This window comes from Moraxella canis, assembly GCF_002014965.1.
Classification (GTDB): Bacteria; Pseudomonadota; Gammaproteobacteria; order Pseudomonadales; family Moraxellaceae; genus Moraxella; species Moraxella canis.
The window spans coordinates 39,257-59,817 of sequence record NZ_MUXT01000005.1; the positions used below are offsets into that span (position 1 = coordinate 39,257).

The window sequence follows — 20,561 nt, forward strand, 5'->3', positions numbered from 1 at the left end:
CTGACCAAGCATTCTCATCTGGTCTACTTAAGCCCCTAGGAGATAGATTGTGAAAAAAATCGCATTTGCTGCTTTGAGCGCCTCCGCACTTTTATTAAGTGCTTGTGCCAGTACACAGTCAAGCACCCAAACACCCATCACGACCTTGCCCACTGCCGATACACCCCTTAAATTTGCAATTACAGGCAAAATCGGCGTGGTCACTGCCACGCCTGAAGGCAGGCAAGCAGGCAGCGCCTTTTATGCTTGGGCGCAAGAGGACAATCGATTCAGTGTTGATTTGACAGGTGCGCTCGGTATTGGCGCAACCCAAATCCGCTATAACGGCACGACCGCCACCTTGGATAGCGAGCGCACAGGCACGATGACTGCCGACACGCCAGAAGCGCTTTTATTGACTGCGACAGGTTGGCAAGCGCCAATCTCTCAGCTACCACACTGGATCTTGGGACGCAGTGCCCCTGATGATAGCGTCGCTGACTATGATAGCTCGGGTCGACTGGTACATGCTGCTAATGGCGCATGGCGTGCCCAGTTTGATTATGATAAAAGCGCTCTGCCCTCGCGCCTGCGCATCACGCATACCGATCAGCACAGCGTCACCATGACCATGGTACATCAATAACACATGGCTTTGAAGATTTTTTCTCCAGCAAAAATTAATTTATTTTTGCACATCACCGGCAAGCGTCCTGATGGCTATCACGACCTACAAAGCGTCTTTCGGGCGCTGGATTTTGGGGATTGGTTAAGCTTTGATCTGGCAGACACAAACAGCTCTTTGGTTACGCTGACAGGCGCCGAGGGCTTGACCGAAAATCTTGATCAAAACCTCATTGTTAAAGCTGTCACCTTACTTGCCAAACACTTTCCAAATCACGCCAAGCCTTTGGTGATTGACTTACAAAAACGCATCCCCACAGGCGCAGGCTTGGGCGGCGGCTCAAGTAACTGCGCCATGACACTCATCGCGCTCAATCAGCTGTGGGCGCTTGATTTGTCGCTGCAGGTTTTGATTGATTTTGGTCAGCAGCTTGGGGCGGATGTACCGTTTTTTATTTTTAGTCACTTTCATCAGCAAGATGCGATCGTCTGTGGCATTGGAGAGATTTTGACGCCGCTTAAGCTACCCTCAGCGCGTTATTTACTGTTATTTCCTCAGGCGCATCTGTCCACAGCCCAGTTTTTTGCCCACCCTGATTTACAAAAAAACTGCCTACCCATATCAGATATCGGCAGCCACTATGATGACTACGGCGATGCCATGACCGATACATTTATCAATGTCTTTGAGCCAATTGCTGTTATGCACTCGCCCGCCGTCGCCTCGGCGCTTGACTATCTAAAATCACTACAAGCATCCACAGGCACGACCGCGCGCTTGACAGGCACTGGCAGTACGGTATTTTTGCCCATTCCTGACGGTACAGATGAAGCAGTGCTCAAACAGTGGCTGACTGATGCGCCCTGCCCTGCAGCCATTGCGCAGAATTTATATTAAAAATCATATAATTTTCAATAAGTTATATAAATTTTGATCTAAATCATGCAAAAATAGTTGCATTGATTTTAAAATTTGGTATAATCTTTGCCCTATACAGGGGTATCGCCAAGTTGGTAAGGCATCAGGTTTTGATCCTGACATTCGTTGGTTCGAGTCCAGCTACCTCTGCCATATTTTGTCTGATGCATTGCATCAGACACTCGGTCATAGTACCGAACCAAAGAATCCGATCAAAAGGTTTCTTTCGCTGATTGCTTAATCAGCATCCCACAGGGGTATCGCCAAGTTGGTAAGGCATCAGGTTTTGATCCTGACATTCGTTGGTTCGAGTCCAGCTACCTCTGCCATATTTAAATTGGGTCAGTCATTCGTGATTGACCCAATTTTTTTTATTCTGTCGGCTTAGATTTTTCTACCAAATACTCATAAAATTTTATAAAAACGTTTCAAAAATCGGCACGCCCCCTGCAAATTATGGTTCAAAAATGCTAAAATATAGCCTCCATTGGTTATGTTAGCTTTCGATTCGCTTTTATAGGATTTTTACCATGTCATATATGGCTGTCTTTTCAGGTAGTGCCAACCCTAAACTTGCCCAAACTGTCGCCGATAATCTGCACATTCCTTTGGGTAAGGCAGACATCAATCGTTTTTCTGATGGCGAAATCGCTGTTGAAATCAGAGAAAATGTTCGCGGTAAAGATGTATTCATTCTCCAGCCCACCTGCGCGCCCACCAATGACAATTTGATGGAAGTCATTTTGTTGGCAGATGCATTGCGCCGCTCAAGTGCTGGTCGTATCACAGCAGTGATTCCTTATTTTGGCTACGCACGCCAAGATCGTCGCCCACGCTCTGCGCGTGTCCCTATTTCTGCCAAAGTGGTTGCTGATATGCTGTCGATTGCTGGCATTGACCGCGTGATGATGGTAGATCTACATTCAGATCAGATTCAGGGATTTTTTGATGTGCCTGTCGATAACTTATACGGCACGCCTGTGCTCTTGCGTGATCTTAAGCAACAAAACTATGAAAACTTGATGGTCGTTTCACCAGACGTTGGCGGTGTTGTGCGTGCTCGTGCCATGGCGAAGCTGCTTGGCGAAGCTGACCTTGCCATCATTGATAAGCGCCGTGCTCGCGCTAATGAATCGCAAGTGATGCATATCATTGGTGATGTCTCTGGTCGAGACTGTGTCATCGTTGACGATATCGTGGATACTGCAGGCACGCTGTGTAAAGCCGCTCAAGCCCTAAAAGACAATGGCGCGCGCCGTGTCGTTGGCTATATCACCCACCCTGTCTTATCAGGAAAAGCGATCGAAAATATCCAAAATTCTGCCTTGGATGAGCTGGTGGTGACTGACACCATTCCATTGACTGAAGAAGCAGCGGCTTGCGCGAATATTCGCCAAGTGAGCATCGCATCTATGATTGCTGAATCATTGCGCCGCATCAATAACGAAGAATCGATCAGCGCCATGTTTGAGTATGACGTTTGATCCGTTTGTTACTCATAAAAATTCCGCCAAGCAGTGGCGGAATTTTTTTAACGCATACGCGATAAAATATTATCTTTTAAGACAAATTGATGGTACAGCGCTCCAATGATATGCGCCGCCACCAAAGCAAGCAATATCGGCCACACAAGATCAGTATGCCAATCCATCAGCCGACGTGCCAGCTCATCATTGATCGTCTCAAAGCCAGAAATATTCATCACGCCAAAAATATTAACACCGTAGCCGCCATACATGGATGCCAAAAACGCCGTCAAAGGCATCGCAATCATCGCGGCATATAAGGCAAAATGAACGACACTTGCCGTGATGGTGTGGATTTTTGATACTGGCAGTGGCGCAGGATCTTTAGTCAACACCCGATTGGCAATACGAAGAATCGTCCAAATCAAAAAGCTTACGCCAATGGATTTATGCAAGCTAAGATAATCCTCGCCTTGCTCAACCAAAAACCAAGCCAGCACAATCAATAGCGCGCCAATCCAATGAAAAATGCGCGCCGCCAAATTGTATTTTATCGCATGAGCAGAGGTCATCTGAGTCATGGTTAGTACACCCTAATAATTGAATAATTCAAGCCATTTTTTGGTTAGTCATTTAATAAGCAGTTAAATATAAACCAATTAAAAGGCTCGATTGAAAGACTTAATCAATAAAAGTTAATTTTATAAAACTTAAAAATAATTCCATTTTATCAAAATTCCTTAAAGCCGATGTCCTTTTAACTGTTGATGTTTTGTATCCATGCCTGCTGAGAGTTTTGCTTTGATTGATTGAAGGAATTGCTATCACCCTCATCAAAAATCATGCTAAGATGAGTGCATACAATACACTAACTCGGATAAGGATCGGCATGACCGCTCATAAAGATCAGTCAACCAAACCCCCAAAAACACGCTTAAAAAACCCCTTTACCACCCTAAGTGTCATCGCTGCATTGACAATGGGTGTGGCGGTGAGCGCCTGTAGTGATGATCGCCCAAATCCGCCTACCCTCAAAGCTGCTGATGACGGCATCACGCTTGATAAAGACAGCATCATGACCGTCAAGATGTCCAAGTATCAGCCAAGTTTTGCCTTTGATGGCAAAATCATCCCAGCCAATCAAGCGTCGTTAAGTCTTGATACTGCTGCGACAGTTGAGCATATTTTTGTGGATGCAGGCGATGATGTCTCTAAAGACGATGTACTGCTTAGCTATTTGACCCATTTAGAATCCTCGCCCAGCGAAATCACTGCCCTACATGCGCCATTTGATGGGATGATTCATGCCATCTTTGCCCACGCAGATGAGCACTACGATGCCAAGACGCCTTTGGTCGAGATCTATGATATTTCTCAATTAAAATTCATCAGTCATCTGTCTTCGGCACTGATGGATTATATTAAGTTGGGTGATGCGGTAACTTTTGGGATTGATGGCGTGGCTCACGTCGGACAGATTAGCCAAGTCAATGTCAATGAGCAAAACCCCCAACTGATCGAAGCGCACGTCATCATCGCACTCAATCCTGATGAAACACCCAAAGACCTGCTTGGGCGGCGCGTGGTTGGGCACATTGATTATGGGCAGATCCAAGTTGGGGTGATGATGCCTCGCAGGGCTGTCTATGATCGCCAATTGAACATCTTAGCTTTAGATGGGTTTGATGAGCCGCCGCACAAGCCAGATGCGCCGATTGATGGCTATGTTTGGGTGGTAAAACAAGATCATCGGCTGTCTTTATCGCCTGTTAAAATTTTGGAATACCACCCTAAGACTGAGCAGTTTTTGGTGCAAGGCATCACCGAAGATAGCCTTGTGACCACAGCGACGCTACCCAAGGAAGCACACGATAAGCAAGTGACTGTCCGCTAAGCACCTAAGTGTCAGATGTTGGCATCCCTCCAGCCGGATAAATGTTACACATTTTTGAAATTGTTTGCTAAAATTGAGAAAATTGACCAATTTTTATGCAATTTGGCTACAAATATACACTTGCCAACACCTATAAAACTTGGCAAGATAGCCTTATATATGAATCACTATAATTTAAATTTAAGGGCATTAAAATGAATAAACAGATCCTACTGATTGAAGATGATCCAGATTTAGCAGAGCTTATCAGTGATTATCTTTCTATGAATTATTATGAAGTGCATCATGCTTCCACCGGTCAAGGCGGCTTAGATATTTTGGACGCCAAAGAGCGTGATATCAGCTTGATCGTTTTGGATTTGATGCTCCCAGATATGGATGGCATGCAAGTTTGCCAAAAAGTACGCGGCTCAAAAAATGCCATGATTAATAAAGTGCCTATCGTAATGCTCACCGCCAAAGGAGACACCACCGACCGCGTTTTAGGACTTGAGATGGGCGCTGATGACTATATCGCCAAACCATTTGAGCCGCGAGAGCTGTTAGCGCGTATCCGTGCTGTCTTGCGTCGTCATGAGACGCCAAATCAAGCAGACACCAATTCAGGCAGCCTTACTTTTGGTCGCTTGACGGTTTATCCAGACAGTCATGAAGTGACGATTGATGATAAGACTGTGCGTCTGACCACGCATCAGTTTCAGCTGCTGCATTACTTTGCCACTCATGCCGGCAAAGTGCTCAATCGTGAGCAGCTATGGCAAGCCATGCCAAACGATGACAGCTCAGAAAATATTGATCGCGCCATCGATGTTCACATCTCAAGATTGCGCGCCTTGATTGAGGACAATCCACGTCAGCCCAAGCGCATCATTACAGTGCGAGGCGTTGGCTATCAATTTGCCACCGATCAAGTTTAACGACAGTATTATCCAAAACCATCAGGCGATAGGCTTGATGGTTTTTTCTGCATTTTATTGGGGTGTTTCGCCGCTTCTTAGCTCATATCTGATGTGAGCGTGGGTCATCATTTAATTAACAATTGGAGTCTTATGAGCTCGGTACATCATGGTAAATTTGGTTTTCGCTCCATTTCGGCGCGATTATTTATCAGCGTTTTTTTGGCGCTTTTAACCTTTACCATTGCTTTTGTGCTGCTGTCTCAATTTGCGCATAACAATTCTGATCATGCAAGAAACCGAGCTGTCGCCAGTCAAATCATGAATCAAATTGAGCCGTTTTTGGCGGAGGCGCACACCTTATCAGCTCAAAATAATTTGCTGCAAGCGCGCTTTTCTTTGGTTGTTATCAAAAAAAGTTTTGATATTTTTGATGAAAGCTTGAACGCCAAAATTGGGCTGTATGACCCACAAGGGCGGCTGATGCTACAAACCGAGAATACCGATTTGCCCGAAACGCTTTTGCCTGATCCGCCGTGGATTAGCCAAATTTTTGCGCCGTCGCCCCCACACATTGTGGTGGAGAGCGCGCTTGGGTATTCTTTATGGTATGAAAATCGCATTCCCAGTCCTGAGCGCCCTTTGATGGCGTGGTTTAATCTATTTTCAGGAACGGTTTTGTTATTTACCATCATGTCGGCGGTGCTTTGGTGGATTTCGCACAGCATCACTTGGCGGATCAATCAGCTGAGCCGACAGATGAGCCGCTTGGGTGAAGGCGATTTTAGTGTGCGCGTCAGCGAAGAGGGTAATGATGAGATCGCAGTGCTTGCGCATGGCTTTAACCAGTCTGCCCAAAAAATCGAACAGCTAATCAATGCTCACAGCCTTTTGCTTGCACACGCTTCACACGAGTTTCGTACACCCATCACTCGGATTCGCCTACAAATTGAAATGATGGATATGCTCACAAGTCAGCTTGATGCAGCCACCAAAGCCAAATTTGACAAACGGGCTTCTGCGGTGAATCGTGATTTGACAGGGCTTAATGATTTGGTTGAAAGCATTTTGTTGGTATCTCGGCTAGATGCAGGGCACGCTCTGCAAGCCACTGAGCAAGTCGATTTGTATGAGCTGATCCGCTCAGAAGTTCAGCATTATCCTGAAGCGACATTGATCGGCGAACCAGTAAGCGTGATGGCTCAGCCAAAATTACTTACCCATCTGGTGCGCAATCTGCTTAATAATGCCATGATTCATGGCATACCGCCTGTGCAAGTTTATCTGTATCACGCTGCCGATATCCAAGAAGCCAAATTGATCCCCCAGTGCCTACTGGACAGTTTTTGTCAGATTGGGGATAGCGATATTCTACACTCAAAGTCAGATGAGGCGCTCGCCCCAGAAAGCAAAACGCCCACTGATTTTTTGAAGCGATTGACACGTCCCAAAGAAAAGGACAAGCCAAAGTTCGACAAGCCAAATTTTGCAGTGCTTGCCTTTATTGATCAAGGCTTGGGCATCCCTGAAGATAAGCGTGAGGATATTTTTAGCCCTTTTGTGCGCTTGAAACAAGAAAAAAAAGGATCGGGGCTTGGACTATCATTGGTGTCACAGATTGTTGAAGCACATCATGGGAAAATCATCACAGATACCTGGCAGGGGCATACGCGCTTTTTGGTAATTTTACCCCTCACTGCCAAATCAAAGCCACTGGCTTACGAAACGAAAAATGAGCCTGCCAATCATTAATCATTGATACATTCATGATTGGCGGTAATGCTAGAGCAGGCGATCATTTTGACATCATTCCAAAGTCTCGTGCGTCTATGATATAATATAGGGTTTACTTCATTGACCAAGACAGTTTAACGATGTCCACACACTCCCCCTCACCCATGATCACCCTCTCAGGCGTTAGCAAACGCTTTATGATAGAAAAAGAGGGTAAAACCACGAGTTTTACTGCGGTTCAGCCAACCGATTTGATCGTTCAAAGCGGTGAAATCTACGGTATCATTGGTGCTTCCGGCGCCGGCAAATCCACCTTAATTCGCTGCGTCAATCTGCTTGAGCGCCCAAGTGAAGGTTCTGTCGTGATCGATGATGTGGATTTGACGGCGTTGTCTGAGCGTGAACTGATCGCTCAGCGCCGAAAAATTGGCATGATTTTTCAGCATTTTAATCTGCTGCACTCACGCACCGCCTTTGAAAATATCGCCTTACCGCTTGAGCTGTCAGGGACGCCTAAGTCGGTGATCGCAAGTAAAGTGGGTGATCTGCTTGAGCTTGTTGGCTTAAGCGACAAAAAAGATGTCCACCCTGCCAATCTGTCAGGCGGACAAAAGCAGCGTGTCGCAATCGCACGAGCCTTGGCATCTGACCCAAAGGTGTTATTGTGCGATGAAGCCACTTCTGCGCTTGATCCTGCCACCACCCAGTCCATCTTAACTTTGCTCAAAAAAATCAATGAAGAGCTTGGCATCACCATTTTATTGATCACCCATGAGATGGATGTAGTGAAGCGCATTTGTGATAAAGTGGCAGTGATGGATAGGGGCGTGCTGATCGAGCAAGGCACAGTCGCTGAAATTTTTGCCAATCCCCAAACTGAGCTTGCCAAATCTTTCATTCGCTCAACATTTCATATTGGTCTGCCAAGCAGCTATCTTAGCCAACTAAAATCAGAGCCTGCGTTGGGCTTATCCCCAGTGATTCAGTTTGAATTCACAGGAAATTCGGTGGATATGCCGCTATTTTCACTTGCCTCAAAGCAGTTTGATGTGGATTTTAATATTTTGACGTCACAGATGGATTATGCAGGTGATGTCAAATTTGGCTTTACCATTGCTGAGCTGATTGGTGAAGGCACTTCGGTCATGCAAGCTATAGAGTTTTTAACCGCCCATCGGGTCAATATTGAGATTATCGGCTATGTGGAATGAAATCGTCACAAAATTTGTCAGCGAAATGCACCCAAAAATGTGGGAGATGGTCGCCCAATCAACTTGGGAAACCATCTATATGGGTCTTGCTGCGACTGCCATCGCTGTCTTGGTTGGGTTGCCGATGGGCTTTTTGGCGTTTTTGACCGATAAGGGGCGCATTCTTGAGAATCGTAGCGCTTTTGCCATCTTAGATGTCGTCATCAATGTGGGTCGATCCGTGCCATTTATTATTCTGCTGATCATCTTGATGCCGGTGACACGGTTTTTGGTGGGTACAACACTTGGAACCACCGCTGCCATCGTGCCATTGAGCGTGGCGGCGATTCCGTTTTTTGCACGCTTGACCGCCAACGCTTTATTAGAAGTGCCCACAGGGCTGACCGAAGCTGCCAAATCTATGGGCGCAACGCATTGGCAAGTGGTGAGTAAATATTATTTTGCCGAAAGTTTGCCCATTTTGATTAATGCGGTGACTTTGACCTTGGTGTCTTTGATTGGTTATTCTGCGATGGCAGGCGTCGTTGGCGGCGGCGGCTTGGGCAGTCTTGCGATTAACTATGGCGAGCATCGCAACATGGTGTATGTCAAATGGATTTCAACCATCATCATCGTCGCGATTGTGATGATTTTCCAAAAAGCTGGCGATGTCTTGGCTGCCAAAGTCGATCATCGATAACAACCTTGACTCTGATTATTCATGGGTTGAAAATTTTTCATAAGTTTTTATATCAAATATTAAAATTGGTGCTTGCCCTGAGATTGGCTTTTGTGATTTAATATGACAGCTTTCTGACACTCCGATTTGTCAGCGCAGGGCATGCGTCTTTGGCATGTTTATTGACTCTATTTTTAAGGTTTTTTTTATGAATTTTGGTAAAATTTTTGGTATTTGCGCGCTGGCGTCTGGCATCGCATTGGCAGGCTGCAGCAACCAATCAAACGATCAAGCAGCGACCTCTGATGCAGCTGCACAGACCATCAAAGTTGGCGTCATGGCAGGTCCTGAACAAGCCGTGGCTGAAGTTGCCGGTCAAGTCGCTAAAGACAAATACAATCTAACGGTTGAATTGGTTGAGTTTAATGACTATGCCATGCCAAACTCAGCAGTCTCAAAAGGTGAGCTTGACGCTAACGCCATGCAGCACAAGCCTTATCTTGAAAAAGACAGCCAAGAAAAAGGCTTGGATAACTTGGTCATCGTCGGTAACACTTTTGTTTATCCATTGGCAGGTTATTCAACCAAAATCAAGACATTGGATGAGCTACAAGATGGCGCCACCATCGCTGTTCCAAATGATCCATCAAACTTGGCTCGTGCGCTGATTTTGCTAGAAAAGCAAGGCTTGATCAAGCTAAAAGACAACACCAACCTATTCTCAACCACACTTGATATCGTAGAAAATCCAAAGAATCTGGTGATCAAAGAAGTCGATACTTCGGTTGCTGCTCGTGCGATTGACGATGTTGATCTGGCGGTGGTGAACAATAACTATGCCGGTCAAGTCGGCTTAACTGCAACAGAAAATGGTGTTTTTGTTGAAGACAAAGACTCACCTTATGTCAATATCATCGTCGCTCGTGCAGATAATAAAGACTCTGAAGCGATCCAAAACTTCGTCAAAGCCTATCAAACAGACGAAGTGGAAGCTGAAGCCAAAAAGCAATTCAAAGATGGGGTTGTCAAAGGCTGGTAATCCAAACCATAAAAAATCCTCCAGATATTTGGAGGATTTTTTATGAGATCAAGAATTTATCTTTAACGCTCACTGACTTGAGCGGCGTTACGCTCGTCAATTTCACTCATTGGCGTTGCGGGTACAAACTGTCCATTATTAACATCCGTTCCGCGTGCGGCGTGCTCTGTTTTGAGCGACTTGGCAACTTCAGGCGGCATATAGTTTTCGTCATGCTTTGCCAGCACTTCACTGGCAACAAACACGCCATCTTGTAGCTCACCTGTCGCGACGATACCTGAATTTTCGGCAAATAAATCTGGCAAAACACCCCGATAACTGACCGGTACGACAGCTTTATAGTCGGTGATTTTAAATTGTATGTTCAGCTGATCGCTTGGGTCTCGCTGAACGCTGCCTGCAACCACCATGCCGCCTGCTCGGATGCGCTTGGCTTCAGGCGCTTGACCTGCAGCGATCGCCGTTGGGTCAAAATAATAATCCGTCTGATTGCGAATGGCATATAAAATCAAACTGACCGCCACGACAGCACCCAGCAGCACTGCCAGCACCCAGATCAGTTTTTTTTGTCGTACAGAATTCATAGTTCCCCACATCATACCTGCATCGCCATACTCACATATGATCGTATGGCGATCAAAATTCGAGCACCTACTGTCGGCGCTGTTTATTGGTTAATCGTCCGCGTGCATGCTGACGACTGAGTTTTTGGATGGTGGCTTTGCGCTCTTTTTTGGTATAAATGATTAACCCCAAAATAGCAATCAAAGTCAGCGCATAGCACAGCCACACATAATAACCGTGCCCGCCCATCGCGATAAACTCGCTCATTGACTTAAAATATGGCGTCATCACACATCTCCATGACGTTGATTAATCAAACGCGTCACCCAAGCTTTATTGGCTTCACGAGCCAAAATCAGTGAATTGGTGCGATAAATGGCAATCGCCGCCACCATAAAATACATCCCCAAAAGCATGATCAAAAGCGGCACCCACATGGATGCGCTCATTTTTGGTGCATTGGTGACGGTAAATGTTGCGCCTTGATGCAGCGTATTCCACCATTCAACGGAGTATTTGATGATGGGCAAGTTCACTGCACCTACGATGGATAAAATGGCGGCTGCTTTTCCGCGGTTGCTACTATTTTCAAAAGCAGAAAATAGCGCAATCACGCCAGCATACAAAAACGCCAAAATCAGCATGGAAGTCAGGCGCGCATCCCACACCCAATAGGTGCCCCAAGTTGGTTTAGCCCAAATTGAGCCAGTCAATAAGCTTAGCACACAAAAGATAAATCCGATGGGCGCAATGGCTTGGGCGACGATGTTGGCGGTCTTAATTTTCCAAACCAAAAAAATTATCCCAAGCACACTCAAAGCAAAATAAATGCTCATCGCAAGACTTGCTGCGGGCACATGAATAAAGATAATGCGATAGCTGTTACCTTGCAGATAATCAGGCGGCGCAAAGCCAAGCGCCCACACCACACCAACGCCAAGCAGCACAGCAGCGATTGCAGCCAAATACTTTACCCAAGGCGAAAAAATATGGAAAAATCGCTCAGTACCAACGGTAGTCAAAAACCCTTGCCACAGACGGTCAAAAAACCCGCCATTTTTGGGAGCTGTGTTTGGAGCTGGGCTGTGTTTTGGCATAAATCACCTAGCTATTTAATGCTTATCAATCATTAAAAAGAATATAAACGTCTTATTATATCACATCACCCCCATTACTCATATACAATTTGCCGATAAACTGGGCATTTAAGGAGCTGTTTTACTGATCTTGACTTGTAAAATCAAGCGTTTGTCGTCATAATGAAAGACAGTGTCTTTATTTTTAGGTAGTTTTATGACAAATTCTGTAAAAACTCGCAAATCATCTCGTCAAATCTCTTTGGTCTTGCTTGGTGGTGCAGGACTCAGCTTAGCGGCATGCTCATCTGAAGCTCCGCAAGCGGTAGCACCTGCCGAGCCACACGAGCAGCCTGCACAATATACCAGTGCTGAAGCACAAGCACTTCAAGAACAAGCCGCCGCCTTGCAAGCGCAAGCTGCCGAACTTGAGATGCAGGCTCAAGAAGCACAAATGGCAGTCAGCCAGACCGAAGATGGCGGTGAAGCAGTTGCCACCGATGGCAATGGTACAGGCAGCTTATTGGCAGCGGCAGCGGCAGGTGCGGCGGCAGGCTATGTGGCAAGCCGAGCAGCTGGCAACCGAGCTGCCACTGCTCAAGCCTCACAAACTGCTCAAACGCCTGCCACCACGCAGCAGCCGGCACAGAGCGCTCAGCAGCAAGCCACCAATGGCAATCGCCAAAGCTTGGCACAAGCCACTCAAGATAACAAAACTGGCACCAGTCGCCAAGGGTTTGGTGCGACGGGCGGATCGACGGGCGCAGCCTCATGAGACGCATTGCCGTCACACCGCGTCCAGATTGGCAAGACGAGATGGCGCGCATTGGCTTTAATTATCACAGCATTGATGGCAATTATTGGCAAGAAGACGCCTGCTATGTGTTTACCGAGGGGCAAATTGACCTCATTGAGGATGCGACCAACGCCTTGCACCAAATGTATGTGCAAGCGGTCGCCCATGTGGTGAAAACTGGCGATTATGCAAGACTTGGCATTGATGATACCATTGCCAAACAAATCGAGGACAGCTTTCGCAGCCAAGCGGTAAGCTTGTATGGACGCTTTGATTTGTGCTTTGATGGTTTCAATCCGCCTAAACTTTATGAATACAATGCCGATACGCCTACTGCCTTATTTGAGGCAAGCGTCGCACAGTGGTATTGGCTTCAGGCTCAGGGCGGTATCTTGAGCGGTGCTGACCAATTTAATAGTATTCATGAGCGTCTTTTGGTAGAGTTTGGCGCACTCAAATCCACCATCAACCAAGACACGCTGTACTTGACGGCGGTATCAAACAGCATGGAAGATCTGACCACCACGCAATACCTCCAAGATGTCGCCATTCAAGCGGGATTGCAGACAGAATATATTGATATTGGAAGCATTGGCTATCGCGCTCGCGATGGTCAATTTACCGATTTACAAGATCGTGTTATCCACCATCTGTTTAAGCTGTATCCATGGGAGTGGCTGATCGCAGAAGACTTTGGCAAGTATATTGCCAGTAGCGGTATTCGCCTGATTGAGCCTGCCTATAAGCTTTTGATGAGCAATAAAGCACTGCTTGCCGTCTTATGGGAGCTGTTTCCAAATCACCCTAATCTGCTGCCAGCCAGTCTAACTGCGGCTGACATAACAGGCAATGTGGTCAAAAAGCCCTTTTATTCTCGTGAAGGCGCCAATATCAGCCTAATCCATGAAGGTCAGACGCTTGCGACCGATGGACAGTATGGTCACGAAGGCTATGTCTATCAAGCATCTTCACCTTTACCAAAATTTAGCAACAATCAAGGGCAAGACGTGTTTGCGGTGATTGGCAGCTGGATCGTCGGGCATAGCGCCGCCGGCATCGGCATCCGAGAGGACAGCACGCTCATCACCAAAGACACCAGCTTATTTGTCCCACACGCCTTTATCTAACTGAGTGATACCCATAAAAATCTCAAGCAGAACACGGCTTGAGATTTTTTATTAAAAACATTGATCACGCTAATGAAGCTTAAAATGGTTGTTTCTATATCACTTAGGAATGTAAATTATAAAATGCTTTAAAATCAATCAATTAAATATTAACTTGTCAAAATTGAAGTGTGAATACGTAAAAATAAAGATTAAAAAGACTAGATTTCAGATTTTATTTTTACACAATGTACTTACTATAAAATACCAAACAGATAATATTTGTCCATAAATTCATTGGGTTGATTATGCCATTTTTACACTTATTGACTAATCACGATTAAATCCACCTCATCAGTCAGTAACTTTTCAAAATTTGACACAATATCAATGTTGGGGAACCATGCTAATGCCCGAGTGGTTGAACGCTCAATAAATTTTATCACGTTAAACCGAAAAAAGGGAACATGGAAAATACGGGTAGAATACCCACTCCCCACAATGGCAACATTAATTTTCTTCATATTTGGCTATCCTTAATTAATAAAATTGTGGCGAGTATAAGATCGTTTCTATCTATCCGCCATTTAGGTTATTTATACAGAATATCTAAATAGATTTAACTTTTGACATCTTTTTTCCTAAATAAAAAATACCAAACCCAAAACCTTGTGCTGTAAGCCAGTGCAATTAAAATCGCAAAAAAGTCAAAATAAAAGACCGCTTGTGGTTCATCATAATTGAAATAGGCAAAATCCACTTTCAGCAATAAATAGGGCAACAACTCTCGTTGCACAAAAACGAAAATACCATAAGCGGCAATAATCAGCTAACAAGCTGGAATAAGTCTGCATGCAAGCCAATGTTCAAGATCTAAACGGTAGCCATTTGCGAATAAATTAGCAATAGGTTTCCAATGTAACCCCAAATGTACACCCACTAAAATTTGCAACCAATGGGTGTTGGTCATATGAATTTTTCGCATTAAATCTGTGGTAGAGTGGAATAGCATTTCCACCAATAGATGTTTAGAAAGCATAATGCCACTGATACAAGCGGTTAAAAATAACAAAAAAGTTGCAAAATTGACCGCACTTTGCAAAATGCGATAGCTGTTATAACTGCCTGAAAAGGTCTTTTTGAGCCACCAGATATTCAGTGAAAGATGTGAGATAATCAAAGCAAAAAAGACCAAGCCGAGCCATTCGTGCGTGATTTCTTCGTAAAGATGATAGCCAAAAAGAGAAAGCAATATTGCCGTTAGAACCAAATCTTGAGCGAGTTGGAAGAGATATTTTTTCTTCATAAAATTGAAATTTAAATGGTAGAGACATACGCTGTGTGTCCCTACATTTTTATTTTGTATAACCATTTTCGGTTAAGAATTTAGCTAATCGTTTTTCCACTTGTTGTTCAGCCCTTACCGTTTTATGCAAATACGCCTCAAAACCGTTTTTTACGTTGGCTTGTGGTTGAAGTTACTGAATATCTTTATCCGTTCCACCCAAACGACTGCCTCCGTGACCAACCACCGGCACAATATTTTTCCCACTAAAGTCTACTTGCTCGAGCAAAGAATAAAGCGCCATTGGCATTTTGTACCACCAAATCGGATAGACCAAAAATACCGTATCTGCATCGGTTATCATGCCAAGACAAGTGAAATCATGGCATTTGTTTGGGGCAAACGTGATTTGCAAACCGCTTTGGCTTTAAAGCAGCGTTTAAAAGCACTCAAAGTAAGCTATGAACGTATTGCCGGCGATAATTGGGATGCTTTTGTAAATGCGTTTTCTGATACCGGTGACCAATGGGTGGGTAAGCAACATACTAAAGCGATTGAGGGTAATAACTGTCGGATTCGGCACAGATTAAGTAGAGCCGTCAGGCGCAGTTGCTGTTTTTCCAAATCAATGTTTTATCATGTTAAATCTTTTAATATTGGATTTTAGGCAATCAATCATCCCAAACAAATTTAACCCAGCACACTTTTCAGGACACCACCAATGTTTTAAATAAATAAGGAAATATGCAAATGAATAAATTAACAGCAGGTCGCCCAAGCGCAACTAAAAGCAAACTTTCTGTTGCTGATGTCAGCGAGCAAGAGCGTATTAAGCGGATTAGCTTTGATATGACAGAAGCCAATCATCGTGAACTAAAAAAATATGCGGCGGAACAGGGCGTAACCATTCGGGAAGTGCTGAATGGTTTAATTGATGAGTTATTGGCGAAAAAGAAAAAATAATTGAAAGCAGTGTTGATGGGTAACAACACAGCTTAAAAATTTTACAATATAAAACAATGTTATATGAATAATTTGTAAAAAATCTTCAAAATTATGCAGGATTTGGGTGTTTGCAAATTAAAATAACTTATTTTGCCTTCAATTTTTAACCAGTCAAATTTACCATTTTTGCGCCGTAAAGCCCCGTTCTTCAGGTTGGGGATATAGCTTTTTTGACTTTTTCTCTTGCCCACTCTTCGTATTGGGAAGTTTGATTTTTAACTGGTTTTAAATTCATTTTGCTATGATATTCTGTTTAAGGTTTTTATTATTATACCTAATGAATGTTTAAATTGGGGTGTTCACGCAAAAACACATTGACTGCTTTAAATCCGTATGTGGTACTGTGGTGATGGTTATTTTATTTTTTGATATTTCAAAAGCTTGCGGCTCTATTGTCCAGACAAGTGATTGGGGATGGAATGTGTGCATTATTACTCCTGAGTAATGAGACTGTATTATAGTAAAGATTTCATACATATTGAAAAACAAGCGGTAAGATTTTGAGAAAAATTTGCAAATTATTTTTTCAAATCCCTTGACCTTAACCCTAGGTTAAGCTTTAAAATGATGTCCAATCAATCTCAATAAAAATAAGGACATCTTATGAAATTACATAAATTCCCCCGCTCATTGTTGCTTTTAAGTTTAGGCATAACCACTTTTGCTCAAGCACAAACACTTTCTATGGAAGTGTGGAAAAGCCCGACTTGTGGCTGTTGTAATGAATGGATCAGCTATATGCAGAAAAACGGTTTTGCGGTTAAAGTCAACGAAACAGGCAATTATGATGCTCATAAGCGCTTTAACATTAAATATGAACATGCTTCTTGCCACACAGCCGTGATTGATGGCTATGTGATTGAAGGACATGTACCTGCTGAGGATATCAAACGTTTACTCTCAGAAAAACCCGATGCAATAGGCTTGTCTGCACCGGGAATGCCAATTGGTTCACCCGGTATGGACGGTGAAGCATACGGCGGACGCAAAGATCCTTATGATGTTGTTTTGATTAAGAAAAACGGTGAAAGTGAAGTGTTTAAATCCTATAACCAATAGGGGGGGGGTGAAAGAATGAAACGTCGAGATTTTTTACGTTATGGAATTGGAATTAGCTTAGCCAGTGGCTCGCTTTATAGCCTTGCGAATATGATGAACCACGCACAACATGGCAATATGGCGATGATGCATTCAGTACCTACTGGCCTAATGCCAACTGAGGCAATGCCTTCAGGTTTATCGCTTAATGGGATATTACCAAAACTTGCTAATCAATCGACTCAAGCTGGGCTATTCAAAGCCACTTTAAAAGCAGAGCCAATTAAAATTCGCCTCGCAGACAATAAAGAAACGGAATTTTGGGCTTATAACGGACAACTACCAGGGCCACAAATTGAAGTATTTGAAGGCGATACCGTAGAAATTGAATTTATCAATCACCTACCACAACCCTCAACAGTACATTGGCACGGCTTAGATGTACCAAATGAGGCGGATGGTAACCCGATGGATATGGTTGAACCGCAAGGGAAAAAAGTCTATCGCTTTACGCTACCTCAAGGCAGTGCTGGGACATATTGGTACCACCCTCATCCACATGACCATGTTTCCGAACAAGTCTATAAAGGCTTAGCAGGCACTTTCGTTGTTAAAGCGAAAAATGATCCGCTTGCACACCTTCCTGAACAACATTGGGTGATTTCCGATCTGCGTTTAAATGCCGATGGCACCATTCCAGCAAACACGATGTTAGATTGGATGAACGGTCGTGAGGGTGAATTTGTGTTAATCAACGGTCAATATCAGCCCCAGATTCAAGTGAAAACGAATGAACGAATCCGTCTTTGGAATGCCACTAGCGCTCGTTATTTTCGTTTAAACATTCCAGGGGTGAAATGGATTGTGGTGGGTACCGAAGGTGGTTTACTTGAAAAACCTCGCTCGCCTGTTGATGAACTGCTACTTACACCAGCCGAACGCGTTGAAGTGATTATGGTGGGTGAAACGCAAGGAACAGTCAATTTACAAAGCGGTTATTATGATCGCCGTAAGATGATGGTGCAAGAACAGCCTAAAGATCTCACTTTAGCCACAATTCAGGTGAAATCAGAACCTGTTCAGTTACCTGAAAGCTTAAGGTCCTTGCCTAACTGGGATGAGCCAAAGCAGGTTCGCCAAATTCGCTTTAGTGAAAAAATGATGAACCATACGAATATGCCAATGATGAATCACGGTACACATCACGCTACTACAACACCAACGGACAACCCTATTCCACCAATGATGAATGGTATGTTCTTAATCAACGGTCAAACCTTTGATATGAACCGTATTGATTTTGTTGCCAAATTGAATGAAGTGGAACAGTGGGAAATTTTCAATGAAAGCCATATGGATCATCCGTTCCATTTGCACGGCACTCAATTTGAAGTGATTCAACATACATTAAACGGCAAAACCTTCAAGCCAGAAGGCAGGGCGTTAAAAGATGTAGTCAATTTGCGCCCTTATGAAAAAGTGATTATTCGCTTTAAGCAAGGACACACTGGGTTGAAAATGTACCATTGCCATATTTTGGAACATGAAAATCTCGGTATGATGGGGATGTTTAAAGTGGAATAGTGGTATCTAACCATAAAAAAAACAGAGGGATTTTCGTGAAAATTTGTAAATCGCGAAAATCCCACTGCTTATCACTGCCTATTCCAACGGTTTAACAATGCAACAAGTGAGAGCATCACAGGCACTTCAACCAATACACCGATAACAGTGGCTACATATGAACTTATTTAATAACCTATCTGGTAATTCACTTTCCGGTTATATAGATAATATTTTATGGTCTTGATGCTTTAATAAAAGTGAGTATTTTCTTCTCTTGGTTTTTTATGATTTATTTTTACAAAATTTAATTATTGATCTGCCCCCAAAAAGTTAGACTACGTTAATTCAAGGACTGAGTTCTGTATTGCACAGGGCTTAGCCCTTTTAGTCTCACTTGAATACGCTCGTGATTGTAATAATGAATATATTTGTGAATAGTTTGTTCGAGTTGCTCAAATGTTTCAAATCGTTTACCAAAATAACATTCCGTCTTCAATCGCCCGAAAAAGCTTTCCATCGCACTGTTATCCAAGCAATTTCCTTTTCTTGACATACTTTACACGATGCCATTTTGTTTCAATATCGCCTAATAACCTGCCATCTGATATTGCCATCCTTGGTCGGAATGTAAAATCGGGCTTGCTCCTTGCGGGAGCTTTGCGACAGATTGTTTCATCATTCGCATTATTTGCTCAAAGTTTGGGCTTCGGGCAAGGTCATAGGCGATAATTTCGCCATTAAATAAGTCCTTAATCGGCGAAAGATAAAGTTTGCCTTCCGCACATTTAAACTCGGTAATATCCGTGACGAGCTTTTCATTTGGAGCGTTTGTGTGAAAATCCTGTCGCAATAAATTCTCGGCAATTTTACCCACTTCGCCTTTGTAAGAACGATATTTTCTCTGCTTACATTTTCCTTTTAAATCAAGCTGTTGCATTATCGCTTGCACACGCTTATGGTTAATTGCACCGAACATTTTTCGCAATGCTAACGTAATACGACGATAGCCATAATTGCCGTCATTTTTGCGATAAATCTCAACAATTTCCTGCCTAATTGCCACATTTTTATCAATTTTAAGCTGTAAATGATAAAAGAATGAACAGCGTTTTAAACCTGTCAAATGGAGTAATATTTCCAAGGAAAAATTTACCCTCAACATTTTCATGATGGCTACTTTTTCCGCATTTTTGCTTGGTTGAGTTCCCGCAAATTTTTTAGGTAAGCATTCTCCGCTTCCAGTTCCAAAATCCGATAACGCAAGCGTTCTTCTTCGGTTTTGGGTGGGGGAGGCATTTTCGGGTATTTCGGTTTCATTGCTGGTCGTCCTTTCGGCTTTGGAAATAAGCCGTTTATACCTTGTTTTTCAAAGGCTTGCAACCACTGGCTAATCACCCCTGAATTAGCAATACCAAAATGCAGACAAGCACTTTCTGCAGAAAATTGCCCCTTTTTGACCGCTTGTATGACGGTTAATTTAAATTCTGAGGAATATTTTTGCTTCTTACCCAGTACGGCTAAACTATTGATTCCATTATAGTTATATTGCGAAATCCAACGACGTAGCGTGGAGGCTTTAAGCTGAAATTGCTGGCGAGTGAGTGAGCAATTTTTCCCGTTTTGGAGAAAAAATGCGATCACTTCTTGTTTGAAAGATTGGTTGTATTTCGTCATAAAAAATCTGCACCTTAATCAGTTGGTTTTT

22 protein-coding genes, 2 tRNA genes and 1 pseudogene are annotated in these 20,561 nt (G+C 43.7%); 17 read left to right on the forward strand and 8 right to left on the reverse strand.

Annotation, left to right across the window (positions count from 1 at the left end; genetic code table 11):
• Positions 1-49: 49 nt before the first annotated feature.
• The 5 genes from B0180_RS04110 (at position 50) to B0180_RS04130 (ending at position 3,006) form a co-directional block, all read left to right on the forward strand.
• The gene (locus tag B0180_RS04110) at positions 50-625 is read left to right on the forward strand and encodes an outer membrane lipoprotein LolB (protein ID WP_078255799.1); all 576 of its coding nucleotides are present in this window, start codon (positions 50-52) and stop codon (positions 623-625) included.
• A 3-nt stretch (positions 626-628) separates the two neighbouring features.
• Positions 629-1,501, forward strand: a complete 873-nt coding sequence (gene ispE / locus B0180_RS04115; protein ID WP_078255800.1) for a 4-(cytidine 5'-diphospho)-2-C-methyl-D-erythritol kinase — start codon at positions 629-631, stop codon at positions 1,499-1,501.
• Positions 1,502-1,599: 98 nt separating this feature from the next.
• A tRNA-Gln gene (locus B0180_RS04120) sits at positions 1,600-1,675 on the forward strand.
• 100 nt (positions 1,676-1,775) lie between these two features.
• Positions 1,776-1,851 (forward strand) — tRNA-Gln (locus tag B0180_RS04125).
• 201 nt (positions 1,852-2,052) lie between these two features.
• Positions 2,053-3,006 (forward strand): ribose-phosphate pyrophosphokinase, encoded by a 954-nt coding sequence (locus B0180_RS04130; protein ID WP_078255801.1) that lies wholly within the window; start codon positions 2,053-2,055, stop codon positions 3,004-3,006.
• A gap of 47 nt (positions 3,007-3,053) precedes the next feature.
• Here the strand turns inward: B0180_RS04130 and B0180_RS04135 are convergent, their stop codons facing one another.
• The gene (locus tag B0180_RS04135) at positions 3,054-3,569 is read right to left on the reverse strand and encodes a cytochrome b (protein WP_078255802.1); all 516 of its coding nucleotides are present in this window, start codon (positions 3,567-3,569) and stop codon (positions 3,054-3,056) included.
• 308 nt (positions 3,570-3,877) lie between these two features.
• On the opposite strand from B0180_RS04135, the gene B0180_RS04140 reads away from it, so the two are divergent.
• The 6 genes from B0180_RS04140 (at position 3,878) to B0180_RS04165 (ending at position 10,420) form a co-directional block, all read left to right on the forward strand.
• Positions 3,878-4,882 carry an efflux RND transporter periplasmic adaptor subunit gene (locus B0180_RS04140; RefSeq protein ID WP_078255803.1) on the forward strand — a complete coding sequence of 335 codons (1,005 nt, stop codon included), beginning with the start codon at positions 3,878-3,880 and terminating at the stop codon, positions 4,880-4,882.
• Positions 4,883-5,076: 194 nt separating this feature from the next.
• Positions 5,077-5,799 carry a response regulator transcription factor gene (locus B0180_RS04145; protein ID WP_049238189.1) on the forward strand — a complete coding sequence of 241 codons (723 nt, stop codon included), beginning with the start codon at positions 5,077-5,079 and terminating at the stop codon, positions 5,797-5,799.
• A 132-nt stretch (positions 5,800-5,931) separates the two neighbouring features.
• Positions 5,932-7,530, forward strand: a complete 1,599-nt coding sequence (locus B0180_RS04150; RefSeq protein ID WP_078255804.1) for a sensor histidine kinase — start codon at positions 5,932-5,934, stop codon at positions 7,528-7,530.
• A 146-nt stretch (positions 7,531-7,676) separates the two neighbouring features.
• Positions 7,677-8,723, forward strand: a complete 1,047-nt coding sequence (gene metN, locus B0180_RS04155; RefSeq protein WP_078255805.1) for a methionine ABC transporter ATP-binding protein MetN — start codon at positions 7,677-7,679, stop codon at positions 8,721-8,723.
• Positions 8,713-9,402: a methionine ABC transporter permease gene (locus tag B0180_RS04160; protein WP_049238185.1), complete on the forward strand. Its 690-nt coding sequence runs from the start codon at positions 8,713-8,715 to the stop codon at positions 9,400-9,402. Before metN ends, B0180_RS04160 begins: the two co-directional genes overlap by 11 nt.
• Positions 9,403-9,589: 187 nt before the next feature.
• On the forward strand, positions 9,590-10,420 hold the full coding sequence (locus B0180_RS04165) for a MetQ/NlpA family lipoprotein (RefSeq protein WP_078255806.1): 831 nt from the start codon (positions 9,590-9,592) through the stop codon (positions 10,418-10,420).
• 62 nt (positions 10,421-10,482) lie between these two features.
• On the opposite strand, the gene ccmE is transcribed toward B0180_RS04165, so the two are convergent.
• The 3 genes from ccmE to B0180_RS04180 form a co-directional block, all read right to left on the reverse strand.
• Positions 10,483-11,004 carry a cytochrome c maturation protein CcmE gene (ccmE, locus tag B0180_RS04170; protein WP_078255807.1) on the reverse strand — a complete coding sequence of 174 codons (522 nt, stop codon included), beginning with the start codon at positions 11,002-11,004 and terminating at the stop codon, positions 10,483-10,485.
• A gap of 67 nt (positions 11,005-11,071) precedes the next feature.
• Entirely contained in the window at positions 11,072-11,272 is a 201-nt protein-coding gene (gene ccmD, locus B0180_RS04175; RefSeq protein WP_049238179.1) for a heme exporter protein CcmD, read from the reverse strand.
• Positions 11,272-12,081: a heme ABC transporter permease gene (locus B0180_RS04180; protein WP_078255808.1), complete on the reverse strand. Its 810-nt coding sequence runs from the start codon at positions 12,079-12,081 to the stop codon at positions 11,272-11,274. Before B0180_RS04180 ends, ccmD begins: the two co-directional genes overlap by 1 nt.
• A gap of 196 nt (positions 12,082-12,277) precedes the next feature.
• On the opposite strand from B0180_RS04180, the gene B0180_RS04185 reads away from it, so the two are divergent.
• Positions 12,278-12,835, forward strand: a complete 558-nt coding sequence (locus tag B0180_RS04185) for a hypothetical protein (protein WP_049238280.1) — start codon at positions 12,278-12,280, stop codon at positions 12,833-12,835.
• Positions 12,832-13,983 (forward strand): glutathionylspermidine synthase family protein, encoded by a 1,152-nt coding sequence (locus B0180_RS04190; protein ID WP_078255809.1) that lies wholly within the window; start codon positions 12,832-12,834, stop codon positions 13,981-13,983. The genes B0180_RS04185 and B0180_RS04190 overlap by 4 nt, the downstream gene beginning before the upstream one ends.
• A gap of 302 nt (positions 13,984-14,285) precedes the next feature.
• On the opposite strand, the gene B0180_RS04195 is transcribed toward B0180_RS04190, so the two are convergent.
• From B0180_RS04195 to B0180_RS10185, 3 genes are all read right to left on the reverse strand, one after another.
• Positions 14,286-14,486 carry a Rossmann-fold NAD(P)-binding domain-containing protein gene (locus B0180_RS04195; RefSeq protein WP_078255810.1) on the reverse strand — a complete coding sequence of 67 codons (201 nt, stop codon included), beginning with the start codon at positions 14,484-14,486 and terminating at the stop codon, positions 14,286-14,288.
• 305 nt (positions 14,487-14,791) lie between these two features.
• On the reverse strand, positions 14,792-15,268 hold the full coding sequence (locus tag B0180_RS04200; RefSeq protein ID WP_205276583.1) for a DUF4405 domain-containing protein: 477 nt from the start codon (positions 15,266-15,268) through the stop codon (positions 14,792-14,794).
• Between the two features lie 172 nt (positions 15,269-15,440).
• On the reverse strand, positions 15,441-15,611 hold the full coding sequence (locus B0180_RS10185; protein ID WP_233424921.1) for a flavodoxin: 171 nt from the start codon (positions 15,609-15,611) through the stop codon (positions 15,441-15,443).
• Here B0180_RS10185 and B0180_RS04210 point away from each other — a divergent pair.
• From B0180_RS04210 to B0180_RS04225, 4 genes are all read left to right on the forward strand, one after another.
• Complete coding sequence (locus B0180_RS04210) at positions 15,600-15,914, forward strand: IS1 family transposase (RefSeq protein WP_233424928.1); 315 nt, start codon at positions 15,600-15,602, stop codon at positions 15,912-15,914. The genes B0180_RS10185 and B0180_RS04210 overlap by 12 nt on opposite strands.
• An 83-nt stretch (positions 15,915-15,997) precedes the next feature.
• Entirely contained in the window at positions 15,998-16,210 is a 213-nt protein-coding gene (locus tag B0180_RS04215; RefSeq protein WP_005653483.1) for a hypothetical protein, read from the forward strand.
• Between the two features lie 645 nt (positions 16,211-16,855).
• On the forward strand, positions 16,856-17,311 hold the full coding sequence (locus B0180_RS04220) for a DUF411 domain-containing protein (protein ID WP_078255811.1): 456 nt from the start codon (positions 16,856-16,858) through the stop codon (positions 17,309-17,311).
• Between the two features lie 15 nt (positions 17,312-17,326).
• Entirely contained in the window at positions 17,327-18,874 is a 1,548-nt protein-coding gene (locus tag B0180_RS04225; protein WP_078255812.1) for a multicopper oxidase family protein, read from the forward strand.
• Positions 18,875-19,196: 322 nt separating this feature from the next.
• Here B0180_RS04225 and B0180_RS04230 read toward each other — a convergent pair.
• Positions 19,197-20,530 (reverse strand): annotated as a pseudogene (locus B0180_RS04230) (IS3 family transposase).
• Positions 20,531-20,561: the final 31 nt, after the last annotated feature.